Source organism: Pseudomonas putida (genome assembly GCF_003228315.1).
Taxonomy (GTDB): Bacteria; Pseudomonadota; Gammaproteobacteria; order Pseudomonadales; family Pseudomonadaceae; genus Aquipseudomonas; species Aquipseudomonas putida_S.
Genome location: NZ_CP029693.1, coordinates 1,113,791 through 1,129,291 on the forward strand (window position 1 = coordinate 1,113,791; position 15,501 = coordinate 1,129,291).

A 15,501-nucleotide genomic window follows, 5' to 3' on the forward strand; every position below is an offset into this window, starting at 1 on the left:
GGATCCGCCCGCAATTTGCAACCCGGTGTATTTGCAACCGCTTTCGGCGGTATTGAAAATGGCCATCGGGTTTTCTTTCGTCATCCGCCTTTCACGCAAGGAGGCACCATGAAATCTTTGTCCATTCGTTCATCCATAGGCTTTCTCGTCGTGGCATTGTCAGGCGCCGCTCATGCCGCAACGCTGGAAAATGTCGCGCCTTACCCGAAAGCCGAAACCGGCTTCACCCGCCAGGTCATCCACCTGACCCCGCAATCCCGTGAGGACGACTTTCGGGTCGAAATTCTCGCCGGCAAAACCCTGAGCGTCGACTGCAATCGCCAACGCCTGGGTGGCACTCTCGAAGAGAAAAACCTCGAAGGCTGGGGTTATCCGTTCTACCGCCTGGAAAAAGTCAGCGGTCCGATGAGCACGCTGATGGCCTGCCCGGATGGCAAGAGCAAACAGGATTTCGTGCCGGTCGTCGGCGACGGCTTCATGCTGCGCTACAACAGCAAACTGCCGATCGTGCTCTACGTACCCAAGGACGTTGAAGTGCGTTATCGGATCTGGTCGGCGTCGAGCAAGGTCGACAAAGCGGTCAGCGAGTAATTCAGGTGAACCTGCAGGTGCTGCCGCAGGCTGCGGCAGCTCCTTGCACTCCTACAGTTTCAGGCCGATCCGGTACAACCCGCCATTGTCTTCATCCGTCAACACGTACAAATACCCGTCCGGCCCCTGGCGCACATCGCGGATGCGCTTGCCCAGCTCACCCAGCAAACGCTCCTCGTGAACCACCCTGTCGCCGTCGAATTGCAGGCGAATCAGTTCCTGGGACACCAGCGCACCGATAAACGCGTTGTGTTGCCAGGCCTTGAAACGATCGCCGTCGTAGAACGCCATGCCGCTCACCCCCGGGGACTTCTCCCAGACATGGTGCGGGCCCACAGTACCTGCAGCGGTTTTACCCTTGGCTTCCGGAATCGGCTGGCCTGAATAGTTGATGCCGTGGGTAGCCAGTGGCCAGCCATAATTCTTGCCCCGCTCGATGATGTTGACCTCATCGCCGCCCCGAGGCCCATGCTCGTTTTCCCATAGGACGCCGTTCCACGGGTTCAACGCCGCCCCTTGCGGGTTTCGCACGCCGTACGCCCAGATCTCCGGCCGCACGCCGGGCTGGCCGACAAAGGGGTTGTCGTCCGGAACTTTGCCGTCCGGATAAATGCGCACGATCTTGCCTTGCAGCTTGTCCAGGTCCTGGGCGGTCGGACGGTCGTTGTTTTCTCCCAGGGTGATGAACAGATAGCCGTTGCGGTCGAACACCAGGCGCGAGCCGAAGTGATTGCCGACCGACAGTTTCGGCTCCTGGCGGAAAATCACCGTAAAGTTCTTTATGTTGGTCAGATCTTCGGACAACTGCCCACGCCCGACAGCAGTGCCGGCCGTGCCACCCTCTCCACCCCCTTCGGCATAAGACAAATAGACGGTGCGGTCTTGTCTGAAGTCCGGTGACAGCGCCACATCCAGTAAACCGCCCTGCCCCTTGGCCCAGACCTTGGGCACGCCCTCAATGGGAGCAGACAGTTTGCCGTCGGCACTGACGACCCGCAGATTGCCGGGACGCTCAGTCACCAGCATGCCCTTGCGATCCGGCAGAAACGCCAGCGCCCAGGGATGTTCCAGGCCCTGGACGATGGGCGTGACTTCAAGGGTGCCCTGTTCGCTGTTCATCTCTTGGGAAGAGGCTGCCATCGCTGGCAACGCAGCGGCGATCAATGCGCTGGCACAGAGGGTGGCCAGAAGAGTCTTTCGCAACATGCACGATTCCTTTTGTCATGGAACGGCTGCCCGACCGTTCAATTGCGGGGCGGTGGATTGGGGATGAACTTGGGTGCGCCGGCAGGCGCCGGCTGACTTTGCGGATAGCGGTTGCCGATGCCGCCGTTGTCCAGGGTTGGAGGTCGCGGAACCGGCACGGTGTTCGGCCCGCGAATGACAGGGGCACTGGGCTGCGTCCCCTGCATGCTGTTGGGGTTGGCCCGGCGAATCGGACTGTTGTAGGGATTGCTGTTGCCGCTGTTGGGCAGACTCTGGGCAACCTGCAAGGTTGTCGCCGGCGAAAAGTCCTGCGCCTGGACCTGCTGGCCGAGCAAGGTGCTCAAGGCCAGCACAATGGCGCCGGTTACGCATCGGTTCATGGGGAACCTCTTCATGGGAGCCTTTCGGCGAAAGCGTGAATAGAGTCTTCGATACCACGCTACGCCCGGGGTTCGCATTTGTTAACCAATTCCTTCACGAACAGATGTAACACAACGTTGATCCAGCGCTCGGAGCAGGCGGCAGGCCGCTGAAACTTTTGCCCGAGACTCAAGGTCACCAGAACATCACTTTCGAGTAAGCGACCATGGCGCGGTCAATCTGGAAAGGCGCAATCAGTTTCGGGCTGGTGCACATCCCCGTCGCGCTGGTCTCGGCGACGTCTTCACAAGGCGTGGATTTCGACTGGCTCGACAGCCGCAGCATGGAGCCGGTCGGCTACAAACGGGTGAACAAGGTCACCGGCAAGGAAGTCACCAAGGAGCACATCGTCAAAGGCGTCGCCTACGAAAAAGGTCGCTACGTGGTGCTCAGCGAAGAAGAAATCCGCGCGGCGCATCCCATGTCGACCCAGACCATCGATATCTTTTCCTTTGTCGACAGCCAGGCGATCCCCCTGCAGAACATCGATACGCCTTACTACCTGGCGCCGGACAAACGCGGCGGCAAGGTGTACGCGCTGTTGCGCGAAACCCTGGTCAAGACCAACAAGGTCGCCCTCGCCCGGGTGGTGCTGCATACCCGTCAGTACCTGGCGGCGTTGATGCCGCTGGAGTCGGCGCTGGTCCTGGTGAAACTGCGCTGGCCGCAGGAAGTGCGCAGCCTGGATGAACTGGCGCTGGGCCCGGACGTGACCAAGGCAACTTTGGCCAAGGGCGAACTGGACATGGCCAAGCGACTGGTGCAGGACATGAGCGCCGAATGGTCACCGGACGATTACCGGGATGAGTTCGAGGACAGGATCATGGCGCTGGTGGACAAGAAAGCCCATGAGGGCAAGATCGAGGATGTGGAGACGGATACCGGGCAAGAGGCGCGCAAGACGGCGGATGTGATTGATTTGACCGAGTTGCTCAAGCGCAGCCTGGGGAGCAAAGCCAAGCCTGCAGCAAAGAAGAAGGCCAGCAAATGACCGCTGTATCTGTAGGAGCGAGCCTGCACGCGATGGACGCAAGCACACCACGGGGTGTCAGGCAGCCAGCGTTATCGTTGACGACCATCGCGAGCAGGCTCGCTCCTACAGGTTTTGGTCTTAGAGTCTTCAGATCAGGACGAAGATCGCCAGCAAACCACCGAAGATCGCCCACTTTTCCAGATAGTAGAGCTTGCGGTTGCGCTTCTTGAGCTCTTTGCCCCGCAGGCGAATCTTATAGATCTTGCCGAACAGGCGATTGATCCCGCCGACCTTGTCCCCCGCCTCGTTTGGCGCGCCGGCAGCTGACATCACGTTGCGGCTGAACCAGCTGTTGAACGCCGCCGCCCAGCGATATTTCATCGGACGCTCGACATCGCAGAACAGAATGATGCGGTTCTGCCCGGTGGTGTTTTCCGCGTAATGAATGAACGTCTCGTCAAACATCACCGCTTCACCGTCGCGCCAGTGGTAGTTCTCGCCATCGACGTTGATGTAGCAACCGGCATCGTTGGGCGTTTCCAGGCCCAGGTGATAGCGGTAGGAGCCGGCATACGGATCACGGTGGCGCACCAGTTTGGAGCCCGGCGGCAGCTCGGCGAACATCGCCGCCTTGATCGAGCCGATGCTCTGCACCAGTTCGGTGGTGCGTGGGCAGAGTTTCATGGCCGACGGATGACTGTCGCCGTACCACTTGAGGTAGAAGCGCTTCCAGCCGGTCTTGAAGAACGAGTTGAAACCGACATCGTCATACTGGTTCGAACGCTTGATCTCACCGGCGTGCAGCAGGTTCTGGCCTTCGGCGCGGATTTCTTCCCAGTGGGTCTGCAACGGGCTCAGGTCGGGAAAATCTGCCGGATTGAGGTAAGGCTTGTTGGGGATTTTCGAAAACAGATAAAGGAAGCAGTTGATCGGCGCCAGAAACGTCGAGTGATCGCTCAGTTGGCGGCCCAGTTTGTGGCGCACGCGCCCACGCAGATGCACGTACGCGATGGATACAACGTAGATAGCGGCAATGATGAGTTTCACGGAATTCGTCACACGTCAAAAGTGAACAAACTGCGTCCCCTGCCAGTGGCCATGGGTCTTGTGCAGTGTCTGCAAGCGGTCTGGGCGCCCATCCCTGAGCCGTACCGAATATCGGCATCAGGTAATGGATGGCATTTTAGCCACAGTTTGTAACCAAAAGTTAACCCCAAACAGTGAAAATCTGTGCGCCGATGCCGTCAAAGCACCTGCGCGGCCTCATTGCCCTATCGTTTAAACAGCCAGACCAGTACAATCGCCGCCAAACTTTGCGCCCCCCTTGGTTGATGACGGGAAAACCTGTCTTCAGCGCACTTCGACTCGGGCCAAGCGCGGTACCGCCGCACCCTGGCTACTCTGATTGCTTCGCAGGAAAAACCTTTGATTTCTACAGCTAACATCACCATGCAGTTCGGCGCCAAGCCGCTTTTCGAGAACGTTTCGGTCAAGTTCAACGGTGGCAACCGTTATGGCCTGATCGGCGCCAACGGCTGCGGCAAATCGACCTTCATGAAGATTCTCGGCGGTGACCTCGAGCCGTCCGGCGGCCAGGTCATGCTCGAGCCGAACATTCGCCTGGGTAAATTGCGCCAGGACCAGTTCGCCTACGAAGAATTCACCGTGATCGACACCGTGATCATGGGCCACGAAGAGCTGTGGAAGGTCAAGGCCGAGCGCGATCGCATCTACTCGCTGCCGGAAATGAGTGAAGAAGACGGCATGGCCGTGGCCGAGCTGGAAACCGAATTCGCCGAAATGGACGGCTACACCGCCGAATCCCGCGCCGGTGAGCTGCTGCTGGGCCTGGGTATTCCGCTGGAACAGCATTTCGGCCCGATGACTGAAGTCGCGCCAGGCTGGAAACTTCGCGTCCTGTTGGCTCAGGCACTGTTCTCCGATCCGGAAGTGCTGTTGCTCGACGAACCGACCAACCACCTGGACATCAACACCATTCGCTGGCTGGAAACCATTCTCACGGCGCGTAACAGCACCATGATTATCATTTCCCACGACCGTCACTTCCTCAACAGCGTCTGCACCCATATGGCGGACCTGGACTACGGCGAGTTGCGCCTGTTCCCGGGCAACTACGACGAGTACATGACTGCCGCGACCCAGTCCCGCGAGCAACTGCTGTCGGACAACGCCAAGAAAAAGGCGCAGATCGCCGAACTGCAGACCTTCGTCAGCCGCTTCTCGGCCAACGCCTCGAAAGCCAAGCAGGCCACCTCTCGCGCCAAGCAGATCGACAAGATCCAGCTGGCCGAGGTCAAGCCTTCGAGCCGCGTCAGCCCGTTCATCCGCTTCGAACAGACCAAGAAGCTGCACCGCCAGGCCGTGACCCTCGACAAGATGTCCAAGGGCTTCGACGGCAAGACCCTGTTCAAGAACTTCAGCTTTACCGTCGAAGCCGGCGAGCGCGTGGCGATCATCGGCCCGAACGGTATCGGCAAGACCACCCTGCTGCGTACCCTGATGGGCGAGTTGACCCCGGACGCCGGTACTGTGAAGTGGACCGAAAGCGCGGAGCTGGGCTACTACGCCCAGGACCACGCCCATGACTTCGAAGACGACGTCAGCCTGTTCGACTGGATGGGCCAATGGACCCAGGGCGAGCAGATGATTCGCGGCACCTTGGGCCGGATGCTGTTCTCCAACGACGAGATCCTCAAGTCGGTGAAAGTCATCTCCGGTGGTGAGCAAGGCCGCATGCTGTTCGGCAAGCTGATCCTGCAAAAGCCGAACGTACTGGTGATGGACGAACCGACCAACCACCTGGACATGGAATCCATCGAAGCGCTGAACCTGGCGCTGGAGAACTACCCGGGCACGCTGATCTTCGTCAGCCACGACCGTGAGTTCGTATCGTCCCTGGCCACCCGCATCATCGAGCTGAGCCCCAATGGCGTGACCGACTTCAGCGGCACCTATGACGATTACCTGCGCAGTCAGGGTGTGGTGTTCTAAGAAAAGCGACAAACCTGTAGGAGCGAGCCTGCTCGCGATGGCATCAAGATCACCGCGTTGAACCAGAAGACGCGCGTTATCGATGACGACCATCGCGAGCAGGCTCGCTCCTACAGAGCAGCCACATTAATGATAGTTAGCCTGCTTTCTTTTATCCCTCCGCCACGCCATCATGCAGTTCTCCCACCGCCGCCCGCGAACGAGTCCTCATGTCTGCGCAGCAACACCCACCGCAAAGCTCCATGGCGATCACCCTGCAGATCGTCTCCATCGTCTTCTATACCTTTATCGCCTTCCTCTGCATCGGCCTGCCGATCGCGGTGCTGCCGGGTTACGTTCACGAGCAACTGGGGTTCAGCGCGGTCATTGCCGGCTTGACCATCGGCTCGCAATACCTCGCCACCCTGCTCAGCCGCCCGATGGCCGGACGCATGTCCGACAGCATCGGTACCAAGCGTGCGATCGTTTATGGACTGTCGGGCATTGTCCTGAGCGGAGCGCTTACGTTGTTGTCGACCCTGCTGCAGAGCATGCCGTTGTTGAGCCTGCTGATTCTGATTGCCGGCCGCCTGCTGCTCGGGATCGCCCAAGGCCTGATCGGGGTCGGCACCATCAGTTGGTGCATGGGCCAGGTAGGGGCTGAACATACCGCGCGCTCGATTTCCTGGAACGGCATTGCGTCCTACGGCGCCATCGCCATCGGCGCGCCGCTTGGGGTCGTGATGGTTGATCAACTGGGGTTCGCCAGCCTCGGGATCGCCCTGTCAGTACTCGCTGCGTTGGCCCTGATATTGATCCGCAACAAACCCTCGGTACCGGTGGTGCGCGGTGAGCGCCTGCCCTTTTGGGCGGTATTCGGGCGTATCGCGCCATTTGGTGCCAGCTTGAGCCTGGCGTCCATCGGCTACGGCACCCTGACCACCTTTATCACCCTGTATTACGTCAACCGTGGCTGGAGCGGCGCGGCTTACTGCCTGACGGTATTCGGCGTGTGCTTCATTCTGGCGCGGCTGCTGTTCATTTCCAGCATCAGCCGTTTTGGCGGGTTCACCTCGGCCATTGCCTGCATGACTATCGAAACTGTGGGCCTGGCGTTGCTATGGCTCGCCCCCTCGACGGGCTACGCCCTGATCGGTGCCGGCCTGACCGGTTTCGGCCTGTCGCTGGTGTATCCGGCACTCGGTGTCGAGGCGATCAAGCAGGTGCCCAACTCCAGCCGTGGCGCGGGGCTGAGTGCTTATGCGGTGTTTTTCGATCTGGCGTTGGCGATTGCCGGGCCGTTGATGGGCGCGGTAGCGCTGAACCTGGGGTATTCGTGGATTTTCTTTATTGCGGCGTTGCTGTCGATCAGCGGGTTGGGGTTGACCTTGCTGCTCAGGCATCGGGCGATGGATTAGGCCTGCCGCATCCAATGTGGGAGCGAGCCTGCTCGCGAAGGCGGTATGCCAGACAACAAAACTGCTGGATGTACTGGCCCCTTCGCGAGCAGGCTCGCTCCCACAGTATTGCGGTGTGGTTATTGATCGGCGGTCTGCATGCCGGCCCGCGAAGCCTTGCCCAAGGTGCGCGAAAAGAAGCGCCCGGCTTCGGTGATCAGGTTGCGGTGAATGTCCTCGCGGTCGACGCCATCGGCATCGGTGCAAAGCGCCGGCATGATGACAATCTGCTCGTCGTTGCACGGCGCCATGAAGACGAAGTGCCCTGCCCCGGCCAGTAACTTGAAGTCCGGTGCCACCGGCAGTTTACGCGCCAGGGCGACGGCGTTTTTGTCGATGGGCACCAACTTGTCGCCATCCCCGCTGTACATCAGTACCGGTACATGCACATCAGCCAGGGTATGACGGCCGAATTTCAGGCTCAGCGGCGCCATCAGCATCAGCGCATGGACACGCGGGTCGGCCACCGGTTGCAGATCATCACGGTCGACGATCAGCTCACCCTGGGTGTTACAGGCATCGCGGTCGTCCGGACGCTCCTGGCAGTAACGGCGCAGGCGATCGAGGTCCGGCGTGGCGCCGGACAATATCAGCGCTGTCTCGCCACCGGCGGAATAGCCGATGACACCCACCTGATCAGCATTGACGAAGGGCGCGAGCATGCGGTCGCCGAGGGTCGCGGTGATGGCTTCGGAGATCTGGATGGGCCGGCCGTAAAGATTGCTCAAGGTGCCGAGGCGGCTATGGTCCTTGGAATTGTCGCCTGGATGAATCACTGCCACCACGACAAACCCCTTGCGCGCCAGGGATGTCGCCAGGTCATGCAGGGCCAGCGGGGTTCCGGTGTTGCCGTGGGACAGCATCAGCATGGGGAAGCGGCCCATGGCCACTTTGGTGTCTTCACCGGCCTCGACGTTATAGCCCTCGAGCTTGCTGGTGTGCTCTTTTTCGCTGGAAGGATAGAACGCGATGGCACGCATCGGCTGCAGGTCGAGGGGATCGAGAAAACTCAACTCGTGATAACCGACGCTCCAGTGAGGATGGGGCGCAGGGGCGGCGTGCACCGAATTCAGGCTGCCAAGCAGGCATATCAATAAAGTTGCACAAAGACGCATCATGGGTCGCCCCACCTGTTACCGGATCGAAGACGTTTCCCCTCGACTGCATAACCCGGGCCACTATTTCAGCAAATGTGTAATGGCTAGAAACAAAAAACTCTGCATCTGCCACTTGCGTGATCAGAATACAGAGTTTTTTGGTGGTTTGCCTGTGCCGTTGAACGGCTTTACGCAAGCCTTACGCAGCGGCGAACAGTTGCTCGCTGATTTGCGTGTGGGCGTCGCTCATGGCTTTGTTACGGACTTCGTCACCGTAAGCCAGGCCGTGGGCACGGACGAACTCGATGTCGGTGATACCGATGAACCCGAACAGCACTTTCAGGTAGTCCTCGTGGGCTACACCAGTCGCCTGGCCTGCGTGAATGCCGCCGGAAGTCGAAACGATCACCACTTTCTTGCCGCCGCACAGACCTTCAGGACCGGCTTCGGTGTAGCGGAAGGTCTGACCGGCAACCGCAATGCGGTCGATCCAGGCTTTCAACTGAGTCGGGATGGTGAAGTTGTACATCGGAGCTGCAATGACGACGGCATCGGCGGCGAGGAATTCGGCCAGGGTCTGCGCGCTCAGGTCGGCCTCGTGCTGTTGTGCGGCATTGCGCAGTTCAGCGGTGGTACCAGCGGCGACCAGGGTGGTCGAGGAAAAGTGGCTGATGGCATCGGCGGCCAGGTCGCGGTAAGTCACCACGGCGCTTGGCTCGGCGGCTTGCCAGGCTTTTACGACTTCGCCGCTCAGCTGACGGGAAGCCGAGTTGTCGCCAAGAATGCTCGAATCGATATGCAGCAGTTTCATGTGGGATCTCCAGGTGAGGATCGCCGCCAGGGCGACCTGATGGAAACAATCCTACAGAGCAAACCAATAGCTGATTAGACTGCAACAATGCGATAGTTTGTCTCACTGATAGAACAATCGGGTGTTGACGATGCAGGATCTTAACGACCTCTATTACTTTGCCAAGGTGGTTGAAGCCGGCGGTTTCGCGGCGGCCGGGCGCTTGCTGGGGATTCCCAAGTCGCGACTGTCGCGGCGGATTGCCGAGCTGGAAGAACGCCTGGGCGCGCGATTGCTGCAACGCACTACGCGCCAACTCAAATTGACCGCCGTGGGCGAGCGTTATCTGCGCCATTGCCAGGCGATGTTGCTGGAAGCGGAAATGGCCGATGAAGCCGTGGCCAGTATGTCGAGCGAGCCCCGTGGACGCCTGCGGGTGTCCTCACCCGTCGGCCTGGCTCACGAAATGCTGCCGGATGTGATCAGCCGCTTCCTGGAGAAATTCCCCCAAGTGCAACTGGAGGTCATGCTGGTCAATCGCCGGGTCGATCTGGTTACCGAGGGCGTCGACGTCGCGTTGCGTGTACGAGAGCCGGGGGATGAAGACCCCTTGCTGGTGACCCGCCGACTGCGCCAGGCGCAGATGCTTGTGGTGGCCAGCCCCGCGTTCCTCCACGGCCAGACGATCAAGCATCCGGACGACCTGAAAAACCTGCCGGTACTGGGCGCCCTGGAACCGGATCGGCTGGTGCACATTCGCCTGGTGGACCAGCAGCGCAAGCACTACGACCTGGCCATGGAAGCGCGCCTGGGTATCGACGATTTCATCGTGCGCAAAACCTGTGCCCTCGCCGGCCAGGGTTTCACCACGCTGCCGATGATGTATTGCGAACAGGAACTGGCCGACGGTTCGCTAGTGCAATTGTTGCCCGAATGGTCGTTGCCGGGTGGCTGGCTGCAGGCGGTTTATCCTCATCGACGGGGCGTGATGCCTGCCGTCAGGGCCTGGCTGGACCATCTGATCGAAACATTCAATGCCTGTGGGGATCGACTGATATGAAACCTGGTCGCATGAGCGAAGAGGACGTCGCGCAATTCTGCCTCGCCCTGCCGGGCGCACGGGAAGACTACAAGTGGGGTGGTGTGCGGGTGTTTTCGATTGCCGGGAACAAGATGTTCGCCCTGCAGAACCTGCGGGGTGAATCCCTGGCTTTCAAGGTCGACAAGGACCTGTTCCTGGGGCATTGCGATCGCCCCGGCATTCATCCCGCACCTTACCTGGCGCGAGCCCAATGGATCATCATGCAGACGCCTTACCCGCTGGGTACCGAGGAGCTGCAAGGGCTGTTGCAGCGCTCCCATCAACTGGTGGTAAGCAAATTGCCCAAGCGCACTCAAGTCGGCTTGCTGCTCTGATAAACGCGGGTTTCTGTAGGAGCGAGCATGCTCGCGATGCACCCGAGAACACCGCGGGGTATCAGGTTTCCCGCGTTAGCGTTGATGTCCATCGCGAGCATGCTCGCTCCTACAGAGATCGGTCAGAACAGGGCCAACAAATTCGAGCCCAGAAACAGCATGTCGATCCAGAAGACCTGATGCAGCAACACGATCATCCAGAACAACAGCTGAAACGACACTTTGCGTGTCTTGTGCCGGAAAACCTGCTGGGCCAGCAAGGCGCCCGGCCAGCCGCCAGCCAGCTCCAGCGCGTGCAGGACGTTTTCCTGCGTGCGCCAACGGTCAGAGATGGCTTTGCGCTTGTCACTCCAATAAAGGAAGAACGCCAGCACGCTGACGATGCCGTAGGCCGCCAGGGGAATTAAAGATATCCCTCGCAGCCAGAACGACACCGAGCCGAACAGCGGCAGCGCGCACAGAATCGCGAAAATCAGCACTTTCAGCCGAAGCTGACGAATGCCGCCCCCAGGCTTTCCAGTACTGCTGCGCCCGGGATTGCTGCGCGCGCGGGTATCACTCACGGCTTGGCCGCAGCCCAGTCAACCCAGCCAAATGCCCAGGTCGCCAGAATCAGCAGGCCGAACGCGATTCGGTACCAGGCGAATACCGCATAACTGTGGCTGGCGATGAACTTGAGCAGTCCCTTGACGGCAATCATCGCGAAGATGAATGCGACAACGAAGCCCAAGGCAAACACCGGGAAGTCCGACGGCACGAACAGGCCACGGTACTTGTAGCCCGAGTAGACCGCCGCGCCCACCATGGTCGGCATGGCGAGGAAGAAGGAAAACTCGGTGGCGGTTTTGCGCGACAGGCCGAACAACAGGCCGCCGATGATGGTCGCGCCAGAGCGCGAGGTACCCGGAATCATCGCCAGGCACTGGGCGAAGCCCACCTTGAGCGCATCTTTCCAGCTGATCTCATCGACCGTCTCGGCGTGCACTTGATGCTGACGCTTTTCGGCCCACAACATGATGAAGCCGCCCACGACCAGGGCGGCGGCCACGGTGATCGGGTTGAACAGGTAATGGTGGATCAGGTCGGCGAAGATCACCCCCAGCACCACCGCCGGCAGGAAAGCGATCAGCAGGTTGGCGGTAAAGCGCCGTGCGCTCGGCTGCGTTGGCAAGCCAACGACCACGTCGAAAATCTTGCGACGAAACTCCCAGACCACGGCCAGGATCGCCCCGAGCTGGATGATGATGTTGAACGCCATGGCGCGCTCGCCACCGAAATCAAGCAGGTCGGCCACGATAATCTGGTGCCCGGTACTGGAAATCGGCAAAAACTCCGTCAGTCCCTCTACAACCCCAAGAATCAACGCCTGAAAGGCAGTCCAAAGATCCATCAATCCCCCAAAGGCCATGCATTGGCGCATGCCCCGTCAATATTTTTCAAATCGTTTGGCGTAGTCGAAAACCCGCGCGCACAAGATACCCGCACTCCCGAGAAAACTCCGTGAAATATCAGCTTGAACTCAGGTTTTTCCGCGCGGGGCCGAAATGCTATCAGACAAGCGTGAAAAGCGCCGACGCCTGATCGGGCCTTGCAAGATGCTGGCGATCAATTACTACAAAAACAAGAAACCGGAGCACCGCCTTATGAATAGCTTGCGCACCCTATCGATCAGCCGGCGGCTGTCGCTCATCCTGATCGTGGCCGTCACCATGCTCCTGGCCTTGGGCGTCATCATGCTCAAGCAGATTCACGAGGATCTGTATCAGGCCAAGGCGCAGAAAACGCAGCATGTGGTGCAAACCGCCAGCGGCATCCTCGCCTACTACCATGAGCTGGAAAGCGCTGGCACCCTCACTCGCGAGACCGCACAGAAACAGGCGCTGAACGCCGTTCGCGGCCTGCGTTACGACCAGAACGACTACTTCTGGATCAATGATCTGACGCCGGTGATGGTCATGCACCCGGCCAACCCGAAACTCGATGGGCAGAACCTGTCGTCCATCCGCGATCCGGATGGCTTCGCCGTGTTCAACGAAATGGTCGCCATTGCCAAGGCCAAGGGCGCCGGGCTGGTCAATTATCGCTGGCCGAAACCGGGTGCCAGCGAGCCGGTGGAAAAAACCTCCTACGTCAAACTGTTCGAGCCCTGGGGCTGGGTGATCGGTTCCGGGGTGTACATCGATGACATGCAGGCCGAGTTCTATGGCCAGGTCTGGAAGGCATCCTCCATTGGCCTGGCGATTGCTGTGATCATGGTGCTGCTGGTGTTCATGATTGCCCGCAGCATCGCCCAGCCCCTGCGCGAAACCGTGAACGCCATGGCCAGCATCGCCAGCGGCGAAAGCGATCTGACCCGAAGCCTCGATACGTTGGGCAAGGATGAAATCACGCAACTGGCCCACCACTTCAATGCATTCACCGCCAAGCTGCGCGGGGTCATCGGTCAATTGCAAGCCTCCGCGACCGCGCTGGGCCAGTCTTCCAGCGAACTGGGCAACGATGCTTCCCAGGCCCAGCAGCGCAGCCAGCAGCAGTCGCAACAGATGGAGCTGGTGGCCACCGCGATGAATGAAGTGACCTATGGCGTGCAGGACGTGGCGAAAAACGCCGAACAGGCCGCCAGCGAAATGCGTGATGCCGAGGCCCAGGCACAACAGGGCCAGGTCAATATCGATGGCAGCCTGCAACAGATCGACACGCTGTCCTCCACCATCGACCAGGCTGTGGAAGTGATACGTACGCTGGCCACCGAAAGCACGCAGATCGGCAGCGTGCTGGAAGTGATTCGCTCCATCGCCGAGCAGACCAACCTGCTGGCACTCAATGCCGCCATTGAGGCCGCCCGGGCTGGTGAGCAGGGTCGTGGCTTTGCAGTGGTGGCGGACGAGGTACGCCTGTTGGCCCAGCGCACCCAGAAGTCCACGGCGGAAATCCAGTCGATGATCGAACGCCTGCAGAATCATTCCGAGGCGGCGGTCAAAGTGATCGGCGAAAGCAGCCGGGCATCCCAACTCACGATCGAACAGGCAGGCCTGGCCGGCAGCAGCCTGAATGCCATCAGCCAGGCATTGCGCAATCTCACCGGACTGAATGCATCGATTGCCAGCGCGACGCTGCAGCAGGCGCACGTGGTCGAGGACATCAACCAGAACGTCACGCAGGCGGCCGGTCTGTCCCACAACACCGCGCTGGCGGCGGAACAATCCAGCGCCGCCAGCGTGCACCTCAAGGACTTGAGCGAGCAGTTGAACGGCCTGCTTCGCCAGTTCCGCGTTTAGCCCTCTGTAGGAGCGAGCCTGCTCGCGATGGACGAAAACGATTACGCGGGCATCCTGAAGAAACGCGGTGCCCTGGCGTTCATCGCGAGCAGGCTCGCTCCTACACAAGGTACAATCCGCGCCCTCTTCCATTTCCCCAAGGAACCTGCATGTCCGGGCTCGAACTGTTCGCCGCCACCCTCGGTGTCATTGCCGTCTGGTTGACGGTCAAACAGAACCCCTGGTGCTGGCCGATCGGCCTGGTCATGGTGCTGATCTATAGCTGGATCTTCTTCGAGGTGAAGCTGTATTCGGACATGCTCCTGCAAGTGATTTATGCCGCTCTGCAAATCTATGGCTGGTGGCAATGGACCCGTGCGGGCGAGGCAAGGCTCGGGCGCGAAGTCAGCCGGCTTGACGGCACATCCGTGCTCTACGGACTGGTGATCGGGGCAATTGGCAGCCTGTTGCTCGGCGCCGCCATGGCGCACTGGACCGATGCAGCCCAACCCTGGCTGGATGCGGCACTCACCGGTTTCAGCCTCGTGGCGCAGGTGTGGATGGCGCAGAAACGCGTTCAGTGCTGGCCGTTGTGGATTGTCGTGGATGTGATTTTCGTCGGGCTGTTCATCTATAAAGGGCTGTACCTGACCGCCGCGCTCTACGCATTGTTCCTGATGCTGGCGGTGCAAGGCTGGCGTGAATGGCGCGCGGTACCGGCGCTGCGCACATGAAAGTACTGGTGCTCACCGGGCCGGAATCCAGCGGCAAGAGCTGGTTGTCGGCCGAAACGCAAAAGCATTTTGGCGGGATCGTGGTCGGCGAGTACGTGCGCTGGTTCATCGACCATACCCGGCGCGATACTTGCTTTGCCGATATTACGGAGATCGCCCAGGGCCAACTGCGTTGGGAAGACGAGGCCCGTGCCCGGCAACCCGAGCTGCTCATTCTCGATACGCACCTTTTGAGCAACATGCTCTGGAGCCAGACCCTGTTTGGCGATTGTCCGGCCTGGATCGAGCAGGCCCTGCTGGCTCGGCACTACGACTTGCACCTGTTGCTGTCACCGGAAAATGTCGAGTGGACGGATGATGGCCAGCGTTGCCAACCGGGGTTGGACGAACGCCAATGCTTTTTCAACAGCACCCTGGCCTGGCTGGAACTTCATCGCCAGCCGGTGGAAATTCTGCGAGGCGACTGGGCGGATCGCCAGGCCCACGCCTTGAAAGCGGTGTCGAGGCTGCTCACTGCCCACCCCTGATTTTGGGGCAATTTACCCGCTGGTTTCCCCTTTTCCGGGGGC

General features: G+C 60.0%; 16 protein-coding genes. 9 read left to right on the forward strand and 7 right to left on the reverse strand.

The window, feature by feature from the left end:
* The first annotated feature begins 108 nt into the window (after positions 1–108).
* Positions 109–591: a serine protease inhibitor ecotin gene (gene eco / locus DKY63_RS04835; protein WP_110963047.1), complete on the forward strand. Its 483-nt coding sequence runs from the start codon at positions 109–111 to the stop codon at positions 589–591.
* Positions 592–642: 51 nt separating this feature from the next.
* Here the strand turns inward: eco and DKY63_RS04840 are convergent, their stop codons facing one another.
* Entirely contained in the window at positions 643–1,797 is a 1,155-nt protein-coding gene (locus DKY63_RS04840) for a PQQ-dependent sugar dehydrogenase (protein ID WP_110963048.1), read from the reverse strand.
* 38 nt (positions 1,798–1,835) lie between these two features.
* On the reverse strand, positions 1,836–2,177 hold the full coding sequence (locus DKY63_RS04845; RefSeq protein WP_110963049.1) for a hypothetical protein: 342 nt from the start codon (positions 2,175–2,177) through the stop codon (positions 1,836–1,838).
* A gap of 206 nt (positions 2,178–2,383) precedes the next feature.
* Here DKY63_RS04845 and DKY63_RS04850 point away from each other — a divergent pair, with 206 nt between their 5' ends.
* Positions 2,384–3,208, forward strand: coding sequence for a Ku protein (locus DKY63_RS04850; protein WP_110963050.1), 825 nt, complete (start codon positions 2,384–2,386; stop codon positions 3,206–3,208).
* Positions 3,209–3,337: 129 nt separating this feature from the next.
* On the opposite strand, the gene lpxO is transcribed toward DKY63_RS04850, so the two are convergent.
* Positions 3,338–4,237 (reverse strand): lipid A hydroxylase LpxO, encoded by a 900-nt coding sequence (gene lpxO, locus DKY63_RS04855; protein WP_110963051.1) that lies wholly within the window; start codon positions 4,235–4,237, stop codon positions 3,338–3,340.
* Positions 4,238–4,615: 378 nt separating this feature from the next.
* Between lpxO and DKY63_RS04860 the strand changes: the two genes are divergently transcribed.
* Together DKY63_RS04860 and DKY63_RS04870 are read left to right on the forward strand one after the other, a co-directional pair.
* Entirely contained in the window at positions 4,616–6,202 is a 1,587-nt protein-coding gene (locus DKY63_RS04860) for an ABC-F family ATPase (RefSeq protein ID WP_110963052.1), read from the forward strand.
* Positions 6,203–6,411: 209 nt separating this feature from the next.
* On the forward strand, positions 6,412–7,599 hold the full coding sequence (locus DKY63_RS04870; RefSeq protein WP_110963053.1) for an MFS transporter: 1,188 nt from the start codon (positions 6,412–6,414) through the stop codon (positions 7,597–7,599).
* A gap of 119 nt (positions 7,600–7,718) precedes the next feature.
* Here the strand turns inward: DKY63_RS04870 and DKY63_RS04880 are convergent, their stop codons facing one another.
* Positions 7,719–8,756, reverse strand: coding sequence for an alpha/beta hydrolase family protein (locus DKY63_RS04880; RefSeq protein WP_110963055.1), 1,038 nt, complete (start codon positions 8,754–8,756; stop codon positions 7,719–7,721).
* A gap of 178 nt (positions 8,757–8,934) precedes the next feature.
* Positions 8,935–9,546, reverse strand: a complete 612-nt coding sequence (locus DKY63_RS04885) for an FMN-dependent NADH-azoreductase (RefSeq protein ID WP_110963056.1) — start codon at positions 9,544–9,546, stop codon at positions 8,935–8,937.
* A gap of 130 nt (positions 9,547–9,676) precedes the next feature.
* Between DKY63_RS04885 and DKY63_RS04890 the strand changes: the two genes are divergently transcribed.
* Both DKY63_RS04890 and DKY63_RS04895 read left to right on the forward strand, forming a co-directional pair.
* Complete coding sequence (locus DKY63_RS04890; protein WP_110967844.1) at positions 9,677–10,585, forward strand: LysR substrate-binding domain-containing protein; 909 nt, start codon at positions 9,677–9,679, stop codon at positions 10,583–10,585.
* The gene (locus tag DKY63_RS04895) at positions 10,582–10,941 is read left to right on the forward strand and encodes an MmcQ/YjbR family DNA-binding protein (protein ID WP_110963057.1); all 360 of its coding nucleotides are present in this window, start codon (positions 10,582–10,584) and stop codon (positions 10,939–10,941) included. The genes DKY63_RS04890 and DKY63_RS04895 overlap by 4 nt, the downstream gene beginning before the upstream one ends.
* 122 nt (positions 10,942–11,063) lie before the next feature.
* Here DKY63_RS04895 and DKY63_RS04900 read toward each other — a convergent pair whose 3' ends face one another.
* A complete protein-coding gene (locus tag DKY63_RS04900; RefSeq protein ID WP_110963058.1) occupies positions 11,064–11,504 on the reverse strand; it encodes a DUF1294 domain-containing protein in 441 nt (146 codons plus the stop codon).
* The gene (locus tag DKY63_RS04905; RefSeq protein WP_110967845.1) at positions 11,501–12,331 is read right to left on the reverse strand and encodes an undecaprenyl-diphosphate phosphatase; all 831 of its coding nucleotides are present in this window, start codon (positions 12,329–12,331) and stop codon (positions 11,501–11,503) included. The genes DKY63_RS04900 and DKY63_RS04905 overlap by 4 nt, the downstream gene beginning before the upstream one ends.
* 253 nt (positions 12,332–12,584) lie before the next feature.
* On the opposite strand from DKY63_RS04905, the gene DKY63_RS04910 reads away from it, so the two are divergent.
* The 3 genes from DKY63_RS04910 (at position 12,585) to DKY63_RS04920 (ending at position 15,459) form a co-directional block, all read left to right on the forward strand.
* On the forward strand, positions 12,585–14,219 hold the full coding sequence (locus DKY63_RS04910; RefSeq protein ID WP_110967846.1) for a methyl-accepting chemotaxis protein: 1,635 nt from the start codon (positions 12,585–12,587) through the stop codon (positions 14,217–14,219).
* Positions 14,220–14,368: 149 nt separating this feature from the next.
* A complete protein-coding gene (gene pnuC / locus DKY63_RS04915) occupies positions 14,369–14,932 on the forward strand; it encodes a nicotinamide riboside transporter PnuC (RefSeq protein ID WP_110963059.1) in 564 nt (187 codons plus the stop codon).
* The gene (locus DKY63_RS04920; RefSeq protein WP_110967847.1) at positions 14,929–15,459 is read left to right on the forward strand and encodes an AAA family ATPase; all 531 of its coding nucleotides are present in this window, start codon (positions 14,929–14,931) and stop codon (positions 15,457–15,459) included. The genes pnuC and DKY63_RS04920 overlap by 4 nt, the downstream gene beginning before the upstream one ends.
* The last annotated feature ends 42 nt before the right edge of the window (positions 15,460–15,501 follow it).